At 36.1% G+C, this 18030-nt stretch carries 9 protein-coding genes; all 9 read left to right on the top strand.

All coding sequences use genetic code 11. The annotated features are described in order from the left end of the window. The first annotated feature begins 18 nt into the window (after positions 1-18). A complete protein-coding gene (locus PL77_RS23225) occupies positions 19-858 on the top strand; it encodes an AraC family transcriptional regulator (protein ID WP_044210830.1) in 840 nt (279 codons plus the stop codon). 129 nt (positions 859-987) lie between these two features. Further along, a complete protein-coding gene (locus tag PL77_RS23220) occupies positions 988-2394 on the top strand; it encodes a sulfatase (RefSeq protein WP_044210828.1) in 1407 nt (468 codons plus the stop codon). Continuing rightward, complete coding sequence (locus PL77_RS30960; RefSeq protein ID WP_052444666.1) at positions 2378-3877, top strand: family 16 glycosylhydrolase; 1500 nt, start codon at positions 2378-2380, stop codon at positions 3875-3877. The genes PL77_RS23220 and PL77_RS30960 overlap by 17 nt, the downstream gene beginning before the upstream one ends. A gap of 93 nt (positions 3878-3970) precedes the next feature. After that, on the top strand, positions 3971-7216 hold the full coding sequence (locus PL77_RS23210; protein WP_063769047.1) for a glycoside hydrolase family 2 TIM barrel-domain containing protein: 3246 nt from the start codon (positions 3971-3973) through the stop codon (positions 7214-7216). A 735-nt stretch (positions 7217-7951) separates the two neighbouring features. Further along, complete coding sequence (locus tag PL77_RS23205; RefSeq protein ID WP_253274015.1) at positions 7952-10990, top strand: TonB-dependent receptor; 3039 nt, start codon at positions 7952-7954, stop codon at positions 10988-10990. Between the two features lie 17 nt (positions 10991-11007). After that, entirely contained in the window at positions 11008-12726 is a 1719-nt protein-coding gene (locus PL77_RS23200; RefSeq protein ID WP_044210824.1) for a RagB/SusD family nutrient uptake outer membrane protein, read from the top strand. 21 nt (positions 12727-12747) lie between these two features. Continuing rightward, on the top strand, positions 12748-14352 hold the full coding sequence (locus PL77_RS23195; protein WP_044210822.1) for a hypothetical protein: 1605 nt from the start codon (positions 12748-12750) through the stop codon (positions 14350-14352). 374 nt (positions 14353-14726) lie between these two features. After that, positions 14727-15758 (top strand): NPCBM/NEW2 domain-containing protein, encoded by a 1032-nt coding sequence (locus PL77_RS23185; RefSeq protein ID WP_172665937.1) that lies wholly within the window; start codon positions 14727-14729, stop codon positions 15756-15758. A gap of 599 nt (positions 15759-16357) precedes the next feature. After that, positions 16358-17839, top strand: coding sequence for a sialate O-acetylesterase (locus PL77_RS23180; RefSeq protein ID WP_044210817.1), 1482 nt, complete (start codon positions 16358-16360; stop codon positions 17837-17839). Positions 17840-18030: the final 191 nt, after the last annotated feature.

Genomic DNA, 18030 nt, shown 5'->3' with positions numbered 1-18030 from the left:
AATTTAATTATCTGAATTATGAAATTGGTTTTTAAAGACACTGAATCGAAAGAAAATAAGGCTATCACAGTTTCTCAAAAAACAACACCTTGTTACGATACACTATGGCACTATCATCAACAGTATGAACTTATCTTTATTCAAAAAGGAAGCGGTCTTCGATTTGTAGGAGATGACGTGACTTCTTTTTCTGCTGGAGATCTTGTAATTGTTGGTCCCTACTTGCCCCACCTATGGCGCAACGATGAAGGACAAGATGATGTAAGCATTTTAGTGATGAAGTTTGATACAAACTTTATGGGGCAAGGCACTTTTGATAAACCTATTTTCTCCAAAATCAAAGACCTTTTAGAAAAATCAAAATTCGGAGTTTCATTCTCTAATGACTTAGGCTTGTCGATAGAAGATGAATTAATGGAATGTCTTGATCAATCGACAGCAGAACAATCTATATTTCTATTAAGCTTGTTGAATCGTTTGGCGAATGATAGCGAAATGAAAAAACTATCGACCTCAGATATGAGACAACAAGGCGATACAAGTTCTGATAGAATTGATAGAGTGTTAAAATACATTTCAGACAATTATGAAAAAGACATCGATCTTCAAGAGATCGCTGATATAGCATGTTTAACGTCGAATTCTTTCTGTAGATTCTTTAAAAAGGTGACGAATAAATCATTCAAGCAATACCTGAATGAGGTGAGAATTAGAAATGCCAGCAGACTTTTGGTGCAAGAAAATTATCAGATTTCTGACGTTTGTTATGAGGTGGGTTTTAATTCGATTACCAATTTCAATAAACAATTTAAAATGATCATTGGTAAGACACCAAGAGAATTTAGAATGGCCATTTAAGAGGATTATTTAGTAGGGTAATTTTGAGTAACCTTTGGCTAATTATAACGAAAGAAACGAAGATTATATGATATAATTTTACATTAAGTTCTAAGACAAAATATTTTTTACAAGCAATACCTATTAGTTATGAAAGGGATAGTATACCTTCTGATTTTTTTAATTCCATGTTTTCAACTTTTCGCTCAAAAAGGAAAAAACAAAGCTAAGAAACCTAATATCATATTATTTTTTACGGATGATGGAGGGTATGCTGATTTTGGTTTTCAGGGTAGTAAAGAGATCAAAACACCACAATTGGATAAGTTAGCCAAATCTGGTTTAGTGTTTTCACAAGGCTATGTTACTGCTTCTGTTTGTGGGCCTTCAAGAGCTGGATTGATCACCGGTCAATACCAACAAAAGTTTGGTTATGAAGAGAACAATGTACCAGGTTATATGAGTGAATCTTCGAAGCTTTTGGACGTGGATATGGGACTGCCTACAGATATTATGACGATGGGCGACTACATGAAAGAACTAGGGTATGCGACTGCTTTTTATGGTAAATGGCATTTAGGAGATGCAGATAAATTCCATCCTACAAAACGAGGTTTTGATGAGTTTTATGGGTTTAGAGGTGGAGATAGAAGCTATTTTGCTTATGAGAAATTTCCTCACCCTGATAAGAGGATGGAGAGAAACTTTAACAATTTTGAAGAGCCCAATAAATATGCTACGGATGTTTTTGCAGAAGAAACAATCAAGTTTATTGAAAAGCATCAAGATGAGCCATTCTTTATTTTCCTTTCTTACAATGCGGTACATACACCAATTGAAACCACAGAGGAAGATTTAGCTTTATTCCCTGAGTTAGAAGGAAGAAGAAAAGAATTGGCGGCCATGACTTGGGCAATGGATAGAGCTTCAGGAAATGTATTGCAGAAATTAGAAGAGTTAGGGTTGGATGACAACACATTGATTGTATTTACGAATGACAATGGTGGTCCATCAGATAAAAATGGATCGATCAACTTGCCATTAGCCGGTACAAAATCTAATCATTTAGAAGGTGGTATTCGAGTACCATTTACAATGACATGGAAAGGACAGATCCCAAAGAAATCAAGATTTGATTTCCCAGTAAGTACATTTGATTTACTTCCTACTTTCTACGCTGCAGGTGGTGGAGATGTGTCAAAATTGAAAGATGTAGATGGTGTGGACTTGATGCCTTATATCAAAGGTGATAAAAAGGGAAGACCCCATGAAACATTATTCTGGAAAAAAGAAACTAGAGCTGCAGTAAGAAGTGGAGATTGGAAATTGATCCGTTATTCTGATCGTCCTGCTGAGCTTTATAATATAGAAAAGGATGAGTCTGAGTTGAATAACTTGGCTTACCAAGAAACGGATAAGGTAAAAGAACTTTTTAAACTATTGTACGAGTGGGAATTGACATTGGAGAGACCGTTATGGCAACTGAAGAGACAGTTTGAAAAGTATGATAACGATAGAATGGACAAATATAAACTAGGTAATGAACAAAATAACTAAACTAATACAGCTGTTATTTTTAGCAGCTGTATTTACAAACAACGCTTTAGCACAAACACCCGTTTCTCACCCAGATTTAGTATGGGAGAAAGAAGAAACACACTCCGATGAATTTGAATCATTAGATACTGACAAGTGGGAGAATGACCCTAATGATTGGGGCGTTTGGTCATGGGAACCGTCACTAGCTTATGTAGAGAATAATGAATTAAGAATCAGAATGATTCAGGAGACACATAGACGCAATACGCACTTTGGTCAGAATGAAGAATTATATTATAAATCAGGCATCATCAGAAATAACCAAACCATTACTTATGGTTATTTTGAAGCAAAGATTAAAGGAGCCGATCGTTTTCCTGGCGTTAGTCCAGCTTTCTGGTTGTACAGTATCAATCAACCTGATCCAACAGAAGATGGACAAGCAAAGTATAGTGAGATTGATGTTGTGGAATTGACCCAAAAAGAATGGGACTTTGATAAAAATGAGTGGGAAGGTCCAGAAGCAATTGATATGAACTTGCATGCTGTTGCAAGAGAAAATGGAGAGTTGGTTCAGATCAGACCACATGGTAAACCTGAAATTGCTCAAAATAAATGGTATGCAGATTTTGATCCAAGAGATGACTATCACACGTACGGAGTTTTGAGTAGAGTAGATTCTATTTTTTGGTACATAGATGGTATTGAGAGAGGACGTAAAGAAAATCTATACTGGCATTTACCGATGCACATTACAGTGTCTATGGGCTTAAGAAATCCATTTGTGAAATATGTTGACGGTGTTCGTTATCCCGTAGCGGATTCTACTACTACAGTAGGTTTCCCTACAGAAATGGCTTGTCAATATGTTAGAGTTTGGAAAGCAGCTTCTCAAATTCAAGCTTATGCAAAAGAATATGAAAACGTTGAGTTTGGGAAGAATAACGGCTTGAATTTTAACTGTTACTTTGATGCAGGAAGTGGATTCAAATCGACATCAAATATGGATGTGGAATTGGTAGAAATGAACGCATCAAGCGAAATTGTAAAAGTAGCAGCTACTTCGCAAGCCTCAATTAATGGTAAAGCGGCAGGACAAGCTTCAGCATTTTTTAATCTGCAAGGTGTTTCTAATTCGGCACAGTTAGAGGCTGGTCATTATTATGAAATTCATGCACGTTTTACTTCATCAAAAGAAAATCAAACGGTTGAGTTAACACCGCTTAAAAATATTCTAATAGTGGACGAGGTGACTTCAATTGATCAAGGATTAGGAAATAAGATCGAAATCTTCCCTAATCCTGCATTGGAGTCGATCAAAATCAAAGGTCTACAGAGTGCAACAAATATCTCAATTCATAGCGTTTCTGGAAATGTAATGTTGGAAAAAGAGATTGCACCTCAAGAGAGCATTGACATTAGTGAGTGGGTGAATGGTGTGTATATCATTAAAGTTAGCCACAATAATGTTGTTACAACTAAGCGTTTTGTAAAACTCTAAAGCTCACCATTCTCAAATCACGAGTGAAGTTGTGAAATGATGGTATCAAATATCGCTTAAATACGGTATATAATTCTAAAGAGACTTATCGTAATGCATAAAAAAATCATTTTTATTTCAATACTTTTATTTTCAACACTGTCTTCTTTTGCACAAAAAGACTGGGAAAATGAACATGTATTTGAAATCAATAAATTAGGTCCAAGAGTAGCCTCTTACTCTTATCCATCTGTTGAAAAAGCATTGGAAGGAGATAGAGAGCAGTCAAGATTTATTTCATTAAATGGAAAGTGGCAATTCGAGTTTGTTCCAAAAGAGGAGCTGCGTTCACAAGATTTTATGAAAACTGATTTTGATGCTTCTCAATGGGATCAAATACAAGTGCCCTCTAACTGGGAAATGCTAGGTTATGGTCAACCTATTTATACGAATATCACGTATCCATTTACACCAAATATTTTGGATACAACTTTGGTATACAATTGGAAAGGTCCTCAACCTCCGCTTCCTCCCAAAATATATAGAGACAACCCCGTTGGTTCTTACCTCAAAGAGTTTGAAATTCCTTCTTCATGGAAGGAAGATCAATCCATTATTCTTCACTTTGGTGGAGTAACATCAGCCTTTTACCTCTGGGTAAACGGTGAGAAAGTCGGTTACAGTCAAGGAAGCTGTTTAGCGGCTGAGTTTGACGTGACTGATTATGTTCAAGCCGGAAAAAATAAGTTAGCTGTTCAAGTTTTCCGTTATAGTGACGGAAGTTATTTGGAAGATCAAGACATGTGGCGATTGAGTGGTATTCATAGAGATGTGATGTTGATTGCTCAACCAAAGATTGCCCTTAATGATTTCTATGTAAAAACAGATTTCAATGATGATCGTTCAAAGGTAAAACTACGAATTAGACCTAGCTTATGGATGGAAGGTGATGTAAAAAAATTACCTCAACTAAAGCTAAAAGGGATGCTTTATGATGATGAAAACAAAGCTGTTCTTGAGAAAGAAATGCAGGTTTCACTTCAAAAAGTATACGAACAGAGGTGGCCTCCTAGAGATATGCCTAAGTTTGGTTTATTGGAAGCTGCTTTTGAAAACCCTAAACTTTGGTCAGCAGAAACGCCCCACCTGTATCAATTGGTGTTGTGGATTGAAGATCAAAAAGGAAATGTAGTAGAAGCTAGAGCCCATACTTTGGGTTTCAGAACGATTGAATTTGATGAAAACAATGCTTTATTAGTGAATGGTACTCCAATTAAAATCATGGGAGTTAACAGACACGATCATCATCCGACCAAAGGCAAGGCGATCAGTAGAGCAGATATGGAAGAAGAGATTCAATTGTTGAAACAATATAACTTCAATGCGGTTCGTACTTCTCACTATCCAAACGACCCTTACTTCTTAGAGTTATGTAATAAGTATGGCTTGTATGTGATGGATGAAGCCAACATTGAGTGTCATCATTTGGGAAGTTATATTCCAAATCAGCCCTCTTGGGTTGCTGCTATGATGAGTAGAGTGACAAGAATGGTGGAAAGAGATAAGAATCAACCTTGTGTGATCTCATGGTCATTGGGTAACGAATCCGGTACAGGGCCAGCTTTTGCAGCCGCAGCATCTTGGGTAAAAGATTTTGATCCAACACGCTTTGTTCATTATGAAGGAGCGCAGGGCAACCCAAGTCACCCAGATTATAAAGAAGGTGATAACGTAGGGTATACTTCTCAAAATTGGGAATCAATGGCCAACCCTGATGATGCGTTTTATGTGGATGTAGTCAGTAGAATGTATCCTAATTTTGCTCAGGTGGTACATCTTTCGAAGAATGATAATATCACTCGTCCTATCGTTTTGTGTGAATATATGCATGCAATGGGAAATTCGATGGGTGGACTAGGAGAATACTGGGATTACATCAGAGCAACACCAAACGTGATGGGTGGTTTTATTTGGGATTTCAGAGATCAAGGTTTGGTCCATAAGAATAATAAAGGAGAACAATTTTATGCTTACGGAGGTGATTTTGGTGATTTACCAAATGATCAAAACTTTTGTATCAATGGTGTATTTGCTCCTGATTTATCTCCTAATCCTCATGCTTATGAAGCAAAATATGTATTCCAACCTGTAGCCATTTCTTGGTCTGACAAAGACCAAAAAGTATTGGATATCAACAATAGATTTTCATTTACAAACCTTTCCAACTACACATTTGAATATACAATCCAAGAGGAAGGAAAAGTGATACAACGCGGACAACTTCCAGTGGTCAATTGTGATCCGTTGTCACACACTCAACTATCATTATCAATGGAAAATGTAGAGTGGAATAATCATAAAGATTATTGGATTACGGTAGAGATGAAAGAAGCAAAGGACCAATTGTGGTGTAAGAAAGGAAGTGTTGTAGCGTATGAACAATTACTTTTAAAAGCAGGATCGAAGGCCGTTGTAAATCAGTCAAAGTCAGAGAAGATGGAACTGACAAAAACAACTTCAGAATACTTGCTTCAAGGTGGTCAAAGTAGTATCACTATTGATGCGACAACTGGTGATCTTAAAACATTTACTTATAATGGAAAAGACCTGTTGAGTAAGCCATTACAACTCAATTTCTGGAGACCTTCTGTTGATAATGATGTGAGAGGTATTAGTGCACGTCCTATCGGAAAGTCTACCAACTTTTGGAAAAACATTGAGCATCGATGGACTGACGTGAAGGTCAAATCAAAGAAATTGAATGGTAAGACTTTTAAAATAGAAGTAGAGAAAGTTTTAAAAGATAGCGTTGAGGTGGTGGTGACTTATACCATTACAGGTCAAAAAATTGATGTTGACGCAGAAGTTACGAGGTTATGTGACGTGCCAAATCTTATTGCATTTGGTGTCCAATTTGGTATTCCGAAGTCATATAATGAGGTAGAATATTATGGAAATGGTCCTTTTGAATCGTATGCAGATAGAAAGAGAAGCAGTTTGATGGATGTTTATACGATGGACACCAAAGACCTCTATTATCCTTATATCAAACCTCAGGAGACGGGAAATAGAACCGATACTAGATGGTTTAAAGTAAGTGGTAAAGAAGGACAGTGGATGTTGGAAGCTGATAGTACATTCGATTTTTCGATATGGCCTTATTCTTCCAGCAAAATCAAAAAAGCCAAACATCAGTATGAATTGGTAGAAGATGATTACTTCACGGTCAATATTCTTGCTGAGCAGGCAGGTTTGGGTGGTACATTATCAGTGACTCAACCTCAATTTAGAATGGACAAAAAGACGTATAGATTAGGATTTAGTATTCATGGTGAATACATGGATAATGATTTTAAGTAGTTTAATATATATAAATAGTGTAATCAACCCTTAGTTAAAAGCGATCAATTCATTGAAAGTCATAATTGTAGACATAGGCTTTCGATGTACCTATGATAGATTTTGATGTAAAATTTCATTTCATTTCATTGTGACTAACTCCTAAGTAACTTTTACTTAGGAGTTTTTTATTGTACTAAAGTGACTTAGTTTTGCCTTCAAAGCCTTGATTTTTATGCTTCGTTTTTGTGTTTAAGACAGATATGACGAAGAAGGAAGCTTAAAAGTTGCCCCGATAAATGCTTGTAGAAAGATTGAGTAGAGGTTAAAGGTAATTTAGTTTACAATGTATTTAGTACTCAAAATAGGAATAACTAAGATGAAAATGTTGGGTAAATAAGGTTTATAGATAACATTTTTTAGCGTTTTAAACCTGGAAATTACCCCAGAGAGGTACTTTTTTACCCTAAAAACTATCGAATTCTAACCAAAACTAACTCCTTTTTACCCTCAATCCTTAAGATGTTAAAAAAGTGTAAGTAAAGGGTAATTATTACACATAAGCTCTCTCTAGTCTTAAGTAATATTGTAATGTAAGATAGCAACGTTCGTCTACATTAATTTTTTTCAGAGAAAGCGTGGTTCAGCTCACTCTTTCAACATCTGTTCATTAATCATAAAGTTATGTTATTCTTAAGTAAACTTAGTATGAATCGGAAAGTGATACCAAAAGCAGGGTTTATAACCTTCTTCTTAATGATTTTTTATACAACTATTTCTCTTGCACAAGAAGTTGTTGTTTCAGGTAAAGTGACAGATAACGGTCAGCCTCTACCTGGTGTAAACGTATTGGTGAAAGGTACAACAAAAGGTACTGTAACCGATTTTGATGGTAACTTTAGTATCAATGTTCTTAAAGAAGATGTTCTTGTATTTAACTATATCGGTTATGTACCCCAAGAGCACGAAGTAGGAACAACTACTAATTTCGATATCAGCTTAAAGGAAGATCTAGAATTACTAGATGAGGTAGTAGTAGTGGGTTATGGTACTCAAAAGAAAAAGGAAGTTACGGGTGCTGTAAATAACGTGGGCTCTGAAGCACTTGAGAAAATGCCAACTCCAGATTTAGGAACAGCATTACAAGGTCAAGTAGCTGGTGTTAACGTTCAGGCATCAAGTGGTGCTCCAGGTGCTGCGGCAAACATCCAAATTAGAGGTGTAGGTTCAATTACAGGTTCAACAGAACCATTATATGTAGTGGATGGTATTCCTTACCAAAGCAACCCTAATATTGCTCCTTCGCAAATCAAGTCGGTTGATATCTTGAAAGATGGTGCATCAGCAGCGATCTACGGTGTAAGAGCATCAAACGGTGTAATTTTGATCACTACAAAAACAGGTGATCCAGGAAAAGTAAGAGTAGATTTCACGGCATGGGGTGGTATTCAAAACATTACGTCAGGTACTCCATTGATGGATACACACCAACAGTTTTACTATGATCAGTTAAGAGCGGATGCGACAGGTATTCCTTCTTCAGTATTATCAGAAAACCCAAGAGCTTTAGAAAATAATTCAGACTTTATTGGAGCAATTCAAAATGATAACGCAGCGATTCAAAATTATGAATTAAACGTAGCTTCAGGTAAAGGTGATTTACAAATCAACGCCAACGTTAACTACTTCAACCAAGAAGGTATTATTATCAACTCTGGCTATGATCGTTTAGCAACTCGTTTAACAGGTTCAATGAATAAGAAAAAGTTCAAGATGTTTGCTTCAGTTGGTTTCCAAAACGAAAACACAAGCAGTGAGCCTTGGGCAATTTATGAAAGAGCAATTACACAAAGACCATGGAGTACTCCTTTAGAGGAATTACCAACAAACGGTGATATTGTTCAGATTCCAGATCAAAACGAAATTACTTACAGTTATTTATCAGGAATCATGTCCAATACGGATGAGACAAACACGAAGAGATTTAATATTGCATTAAGTGCTTCTTACGAAATCTTAAAAGGTTTAACTTACCAAGTAAGAGCAGGTAGTAACTTCTTAAACTCAACTAGAGATCGTTTCCAACCAAAATATACTATTATTGATGCAGGCGGTAATTATGTACCTGCAGCTTCAAGACCACAAGCAAGATCAAACGAAGACTATACATGGAATGAAAGATATACTTTAGAAAATATTTTGACTTATAATAAGTCGTTCGGTAAGCATAATTTAAACTTCACTGGTACTTACTCATTAGAGCAGTACACCAACAGAACTACAGGTCTTTTAATGTCATTTGCTGAAAATGGTAATAATGAAATCAGAGTGCCAAACGCAGCGGTTTCTATCTCAAATCCAGTAGGTCAAATTCAGGAAACTGCATTAGTTGGTATGATGGGTAGATTGCAATATAGCTATGATAGTAGATACTTACTTTCAGTATCACTAAGAAGAGACGGTACTTCGCAGTTCAGAGTTGACAATAGATTTGATGTCTTCCCAGGTGTTTCATTAGGTTGGAACGTAGACCAAGAAAGTTTCTGGAACGTTGATTTTATCAGCGGATTAAAACTAAGAGCGTCATATGCTGAGTTGGGTAACAATAGAGTAGGAGCTAACCCTTACATTGCTTCTCCAGTGATTGAGCAAGGTATAAACTACTTATATGGTTATAATCAAGAGTTAACTCCAGGTTTAGCACAAAGAAGATTTGCTAACCCTGACATCTCGTGGGAAACTGCCATTGCACAAAACATTGGTATTGATGTAACAATGTGGAATGATCGTATTCAGTTTACGGCGGATGTTTACAGAAACCAAAAGCAAAATATGATTCTTGGTCAGCAATTACCATTATCAGCAGGTGCTAACGTAACAAGAGAGAACAATGAAGTAGAAATCTACAGAACGTTCACTTTGAATGCGGGTGATATGACCAACACAGGTCTTGAGTTAGCTCTAAATTATAAGAACCAAACAGAATATGGTTTAAATTATAATATCGGATTGACATTTACGAAAAACGTGAATGAAGTAACTAACTTAAACGGAATCGAGAGAGGTTATGCAGGTGGTCGTCCATCATTAACTATGGGTTCTATGGACCACACTACGTTTATGGCGGTAGGTCATGAGGCTGCATCATTCTTCTTAGTACAAACAGACGGTATCATCAGAACAGATGAGGAGTTGAAGGAATACCAAGAAACAATCAACCCAACTGCTCGATTAGGAGATGTAAGGTATGTAGATCAAGATGGAGATGGTCAAATTACTGACAATGATAGAGTTTATGCTGGATCAGGTATGCCAGATTTTGAATCAGGAATTATCGCTTCATTAGGTTACAAAGGATTTGATTTCTTCATCCAAGGTTATTACTCACACGGTGCTAAGATTTACAATGGATCAAGACTTTTTGCATACGCTCAAAGTAGACACACTGATTTAGTTGGAATGTGGAGCCCACAAAATCCTACATCTGATGTTCCTTTAGTGACTTATTCACAAAGCGAAAACGTGAGATCTCAATCTGACCTTTGGTTAGAAGATGGTACTTACTTCAGAATTAGAACAATCACTTTAGGTTATGATCTAAGCAGAGTAATTGGACAAGAATCAGGGATCTCAAAAGCAAGAGTATATGTATCAGCAGTGAACCCGTTCACTTTTACAAAATACAGAGGTTATGATCCTGAAGTAGGTGGTGAGAACATTTTAATGAGAGGTGTAGATAGAGGTAACTACCCTGTATCAAGACAGTTCTTACTTGGTGCTCAAATTAGTTTTTAATTTTAAAAAGTATTACAATGAATGCTTTAAAGAAGATATTAATCGTAAAATTATTAGCAGGGTTGTTTTTTATGACATCGTGTAATCATGATGACTTTCTTACCAGAAAAAACCCTAACGCTATTACAGAACCAACATTCTGGAAAACAGAAGCAGATGCTGAAGCCGCTTTAACAACAGTTTATGCAGCATTACAATTTCAATCTGTAAGTGGAGGTCACTTGACTTACGAAATGATTAGAAGTGATTTAGGAGGAACAAATGACTGGGTAAGACACTTCCCTTATACTGAATTAGTAATTCCTGATAACAGTAGACCTGTATTTAATAAATGGGCTGAATGTTACAATGGTATTTTCAGAGCCAATCAGGTGATTGATAACGTACCAACAATCGAGGAAATTTCTGAAGAAAGAAAAGAAGAGATTTTATCTCAAGCACGTTTCTTAAGAGCATTTTTCTACTTCGAAGTAGCACATACTTTTGGTGGAGGTGTCATTAAAACTTCTTCTAAAATTACAGATCACAACATACCTTTCTCAACGATCGTAGAGGTAACAGGTCAAGTCATTATTCCTGATTTGGAATATGCTATCGAGCGTCTTCCATTGACAAGACCAGAGTCTGACTTGGGTAGAGCAACTTGGGGTATGGCAACTACACTACTTGGAAAAGTATACTTATACAACAAAGAGTGGTCAAATGCGGCTGTTGAATTCAAAAAAGTAATTGACTCAGGACTTTACCAGTTGTCTTCTAACTATGCAGAAAACTTTAGACATGATGTGATTTACAATTCAGAGTCTATAATGGAAGTACCTTTTGATGGTTCGATCAACTCTGGTGCTCAAGATGCAAGTATTGTTGATGATGGCGGTAACGTATCAGGTGGTGAGTCTACAAAGTTAGCACGTTGGTATGGTCCTTATTCACTAGGTGGATGGCAAGGTATGATGCCTACTTATTGGGCTCATGAATTATTAGTTGCTGATTCAGTAGCGGGTTCAAATGCTCATTCATCAAGATACAATGCAACATTGGCAGGTCGTGATGCTGAGGGATTATATTACAACAAAACAGCAGCAGACTTAAAAGCTGAAGTAGGTAGAAGATGGGGTAACGGTGAGTCGTCATACGTAAAAAAGTATGCAAACTGGTACCACATGGATACAGAGAATATCGAAAACAGATCTTCTATCAACTACAAGCACATGAGATTGTCAGATGTTTACTTAATGTATGCAGAGGCAGTATTAGAAGCATCAAGCGATTTGAATACAGCGATTGAGTACATTGACAAAGTAAGATCTCGTGCAGGAGTTGTAACAATTCAAGATTATATCAACAATGATGGTGGTATTCCTCAGTTACACATCTCTCAGGATTTGTATGGTGAACGTCCAATTGTACCTGCATCAGTTGAAAACATCAGAACTCACCTTCGTATGGTAGAGCGTCCAACAGAGTTAGCGTTTGAAAATACAAGATGGAGAGATTTAGTAAGATGGGGTGTTATAAAAGATGTTTTCACAAGTCATCATAATGATGAGGTTTTAAGAATCGAAAACTTCGAAAAATTACAAGATGAAAATGAGGTAGTGCCTATTCTTCCTCCACTTTATATCGAAGGTCGTATTCGTCCTGACTTTGTAAACAACTGGAGTTTCTATAGTCCAGACCAACACGATTACTTCCCAATTCCAGCAGCTGAAGTTCAAGCTAACGAAGCAATTTAATAGAGATCAATCATGATAAATATGAAATATATAAAGTTATTCATTATCTCATCACTAGCCCTTTTATTGGGGGCTTGTGGTGAAGAAATGAACAATCCAACAATAACGACACCAAGCCATAGCGTGGTGAGAGTATCGCAAGTGGGTAATGATAATGTCATCAATATTAATCAGCACATTGATTTTGCAGATGTGTCTCAAGGTATTGAAAGTAGACAATGGATTTTCCCAGATTCAAATGTAACAGTGGAAGGTAACCCTCAAGACGCTCAAGTGAGAGGTACTTTCCATAAGGAAGGAACTTGGGAAGTGACTTTAAGTCAAGTATTCCAAGAAAATGCTTTTGTAGGTTCTGAAACCGTTCCTAGAGAGACAAATCAAATTGATACAACGATTGTAGTAACTGTAATGCCTGCAGTGAAACTCAATAGCATCAAAGCAAATTTATTATTATCTGATGGTACTTTGGGTGATGAAATTTCAATGGAACCAACAACTCCAACAGAGATTCCTTTCGGTAGTATTTTACGATTCACTTATGATGCAACAGGTAATCCTACATTGATTCAAGGAGAGTTACACGGTGCAGAATTAGTAGCTGAAGATGCAAATGCGAATACATTTGATGTGAAATATGTAACATTGGATAAAGTATATAGCTTTGCTCCTGTATTTGTGAGACAAAGACCAATGAGTTCAGATACATTGGTAGTTGTAGATTTCGTGAAATGTGTACGTTCAGATGAGCCATTACTTTTAGAGCGAGTAACTACAGATGCAAGCAAGAAAATTAACTTAGTGTACTCAAGAGGCTTAAATGCAAATTCTCCAAAAGCTTCAGATTATAGCGTAACACTTACTACAGCGAAAGATGAAGTATTGACTCCTGAAGTTACAGCTGCTTATGTAAGCCCTGACAATGCAAGTTTCCTTGTTCTTGAAATCGGTGATGAGTTAGTATACAGTAATGATGAAGTGACTGTCACTTACACCGGAAATTCATTAGAATCACAAGATGCAGCCATTGCTGATAAGTTCACTGATGAAGTATTAGTTGGTTCTGAAGAAGATGTATTAAAATCATCAGGTTACGACTATAGCTATGAAAACAGTGCAATGGTTTACAGAGGTGCTGATCCTGCATGGTTAGGAAATGTTGTTCCAGATCTCTTAGAGCAATCTACAGAAGAAGTTTCAGAAGGAAGTCATAGTTTGAAGGTTACTATTCCTGCAGGTACAGCAGATCGTCCAGTGAAGCCATCAGCAATCCAGACTTACTTAAATGGAGCATTGCATAAGTTTGATTTCACCGAAAATGAAAACAACAAATTAAGATTAGAATTCGATATCTTTATTGTTAACAATGGTGGAGATAGACACCCAGGTGCTACGTTCGATACGAACATCCGTTTCCACTTAAGTAACAAAGGTTCTGACTGGCAAGAAGTAGCTCACGGTTATGCTAATGCAGAAGAAGGAAAGTGGTTAACATTCTCGAATGTAATTGATGTGAAAAACGTAATCAGTGAATATAACTTGATTATGAAAATAGTGAATACTGGTAGTGAACCAACGACAGTATACATTGATAACCTTCGATTGAAGAGATATTACCCAAGACCTTAATTTAAAGAGAGGTTTGTAAGTAAATAGGGATGGAGTTTTGCAATGAAAATTGTAAAACTTCATCCTTTTTGTTTTTGAGATTTTATGAGAAACCGTAGTTGTATTGTTACATCTGCGGTTTTTTCTGTTATAAAGATGAAGAAAGAAAAAAGCAGACATAATGATACAAAATAGTACAAATGATGCTTAAAATGTGCTATATAGGCGTTAAATGTCAAATATATTATAAATAATGAAAGATTATTTTCAATTGAAATGTGACCTAATGCATAATTTTGTTCAACAACTCTAGAGAAAAGTTCTTTTAAAAAATCAGACATAATAGACAGTAAACTAATTCTGATTTTGGTTACTTATATTTAATGACAAGTGAAATGAAAATTCAAAAGAAAATATTATTAGCAGCAGCAAGCGTTGCATTTAGTTTAAATACTTATGCTCAAGAACCAGTAGCAGAAGAAGTAGTACAAGTAATGGAAGGTAAAAAAGTTTATCTTCATAAAGACGAAAGTACAATTAAGAGTACTTCTTACTGGAGAATTAACCAAGATAAAGCAGTATCTGGTGAAAAGATGACAATGAATGGTGTACAGTATGATAGAGGTTTAGGGGTACATGCTCCTTCTCAACTAGTTTACAAAGTACCTCCAAAAGCGGATATGTTTTATGTTGTACCAGGGCCGGATGCTGCCCATGTTGGTAAGATCGACATGAAAATTCTTGTAGATGGTAAAGAGGTGTTTGCTACAGGTAAAATTCATAGTAAGTCAAGAGGATATACTCCAAAAATGGTTGCTATTGATGTAAAAGGAGCAACAAGTCTTGAGTTATTTGTAGATGCTTTAGGAAACGAAGGTGGAGACCACGCTGACTGGGCAAATGCATTTTTTGTTGAAGGAGATAAAGAAAATAAAGTAAAAGATCCTGATTACGCAAAAATATTTGCCAAAACACTATTGGATGATGAGTTACCAGGTGAAAAAGAATACATGACGATTGAGAAGGCATCAATGGTAGACTCACATTGGAGAGTGCTTAATGATAAAGGTGTTGATGGTAGTGTAATTAGTATTGCTGGTAAAAAATTCAATCATGGTATTGGTGTTCATGCACCGTCTAAGTTGGTTTTCCCTATCAAATCAAACTATAAATCATTTGTGGTAACTCCAGGTGGTAATGATTCTAATGGAGGAAAAGTTACAATGAAAATCCTAATTGATGGTAAAGAAGTTTACAATAGCGGACTTATTGGTAATAGATCAGACCAAAAAGTTGAGCAGTTAGTATTGGATGTAAAAGGAAAGAAACAAATGACTCTTCTTGTTGAGGATACTGACGGAAATAAAGGTGGAGATCATGCAAGCTGGGCTGGCGCATACTTCTTATTGTCAGGTGGAGCTAAATAATCAATAGTTATTATTGATAAAATGTATATTGAAGGAGTCTGTAAACACATTTGTAGCCTCTTTTATTTTGATCAAATTCTATCCCTTAACGTGTGGTTATACTGATGAAGTACCAAGCCAAAATAGATCCTATCAATGCTTGTATAAAGGTCGATTAATATAGCTTCTTTTATGAAGGATTAATGGTAGTGTATTGTGGTTCGCGAGGACGTTGCAATGCAACGACCATACAGAACCGCATTTTAGAAGATTATTATAAAACCTTTGTCTTTTGAAATGTAATCAGACAATCATTTAGTAGTATCTCCCTCGGCCTTGAAGGGAAAAGCGTGAAGAATTTCATGAAATGAGCCGTTAAAAATGATTTTGCTGTTTGAGCTTTAGCGAGTTTAAAATCATTTAGGCGAGTGAAATGGAATTTAGCTTTTGACTTCTAAGCCTTGAACTTTTTGCTTCGTTTTTGTTTCAAGTCAAAAATGAAGAAGAAGGAAGTTTGAAAGTAGATTCTATCAATGCTTGTATAAAGGTCAATTGAAAGTTGACGATAATTTAGTTTACAGCGTATTAAGGGAAACAACCATCTTTTTATTATAAATTTTATGAAATCGAATTTTTACAAAGCAAGTAGTCTCTTTGTACTAGCTTCTCTTGTTTCACTGAGCGTTGTTGCTCAAACCCTAAAATTAGCTGATATTTTTACAAATGACATGGTCATTCAAGCTGATAAAGAAATAAAAGTTTGGGGTAAAGCAGAACCAAATACACCAATCAAAGTTTCTCTAGGAAATAAAAGTACATCAGTAAAATCAGATCAAGAGGGAAAATGGAAGGCTATTTTGCCAAAAATGAAATATGGAGGGCCTCATACATTGGAAGTGAATGGAAAAGAAAAACGTAGTTTCACCAATGTGATGGTGGGTGAAGTATGGTTTTGTGCTGGTCAGTCGAATATGCGTTGGTTTGTCCGTGATGCTAAGAATCCAAAAGAAGAAATCGCAGCTGCCAATCATTCAAACATACGTTTTTTTACTGTTCCATTATCCGGTTCTGAATTCCCTCAAGAGCATTTCACTCAAAAAACAAAATGGGAAGTTTGTACTCCTAAGAGTGTAGCTCAAAAAACAGCGGTAGGATATTATTTTGGTAGAGAACTACAGGAGAAATTAAAAGGGGTGGCCATCGGACTTATTGATATTTCCTATGGTGGAGCAAGTATAAGTACATTTATGGATGCTGAAACTGTGAAAAATTCAAAGTCGATTCAAGGCATTAAAAAAAGAAATAAGAATTTTCTTGCAGCCTATGAAAGACAAATGGATGAATGGAGAAAAGATACTTCCAAAAGACCTCCTCATTATCCAGAGCAGTATTTAGGTTCTTTCTGTTACAATGATATGTACCATCCTATTATACCATTTTCAGTGAGAGGAACAATCTGGTATCAAGGTGAAACCAACGAGGGAGAGCCTGACCCGTATGTGATATGGTTCGGAGAGTATATTGAAATGATGAGAGATCATTTCGAAAATGAAGAAATGCCTTTTTATTATGTACAGTTAGCAGGATTTGCAGGAACAAAAGGTTCTGAAATGAAATATCCTTCATGGGCAACGTTCCGATTAGCGCAAGCAAAATGTCTTAAATATGAAAATACAGGTATGGCTACAGCCTACGATCTTGGTGAACCAAATGAAATTCACCCTAAAAATAAACAAGAAGTTGGACGAAGATTATCTTTATTAGCATTGAGAGATACCTATGGTAAAAAAGTGATTGCTCAAGGGCCAACCTATAAGAGCTATAAAGTGAATGGAGATAAAGTAGTCTTAGAGTTTTCAAACGTAGCAAAGAGGTTAGTTTCAACAACAGCAACTTCTTCTGTTAAAGGTTTTATGTATGAAATAACTCCAGGAACATACGAGGCAGTAGAAGCTAAAATTATAGGTAAGAATAAAGTGGAGTTACCATTAAAGGCTGCTACTTTATATTATTCTTATGAAAATTATGCAGCAATAGACCTCTATAATAGTGAAAGGCTACCTGTCTACCCTTTCAAAGTAGCCATCAAACCTTCATTATAATACAAACGGAAACGGATTGTTTTAGTGTTAGAAGATTTCTGGTCATCTATGGGATACAATTATCCCTATCACTTAAGTTATTGATGAATGATATAGCTTTTATTCCATTTCAGTTTTAACTGATTTTGAAAAATAAGGACAAATTTCTGAAGGATAAGAGGAAAGAGGCTGTCTCATAACTAGTTTATGAA

The sequence above is a fragment of the Flammeovirga sp. OC4 genome (genome assembly GCF_000812565.1).
Classification (GTDB): domain Bacteria; phylum Bacteroidota; class Bacteroidia; order Cytophagales; family Flammeovirgaceae; genus Flammeovirga.
This window is presented reverse-complemented; position numbering and strand designations above follow the sequence as displayed.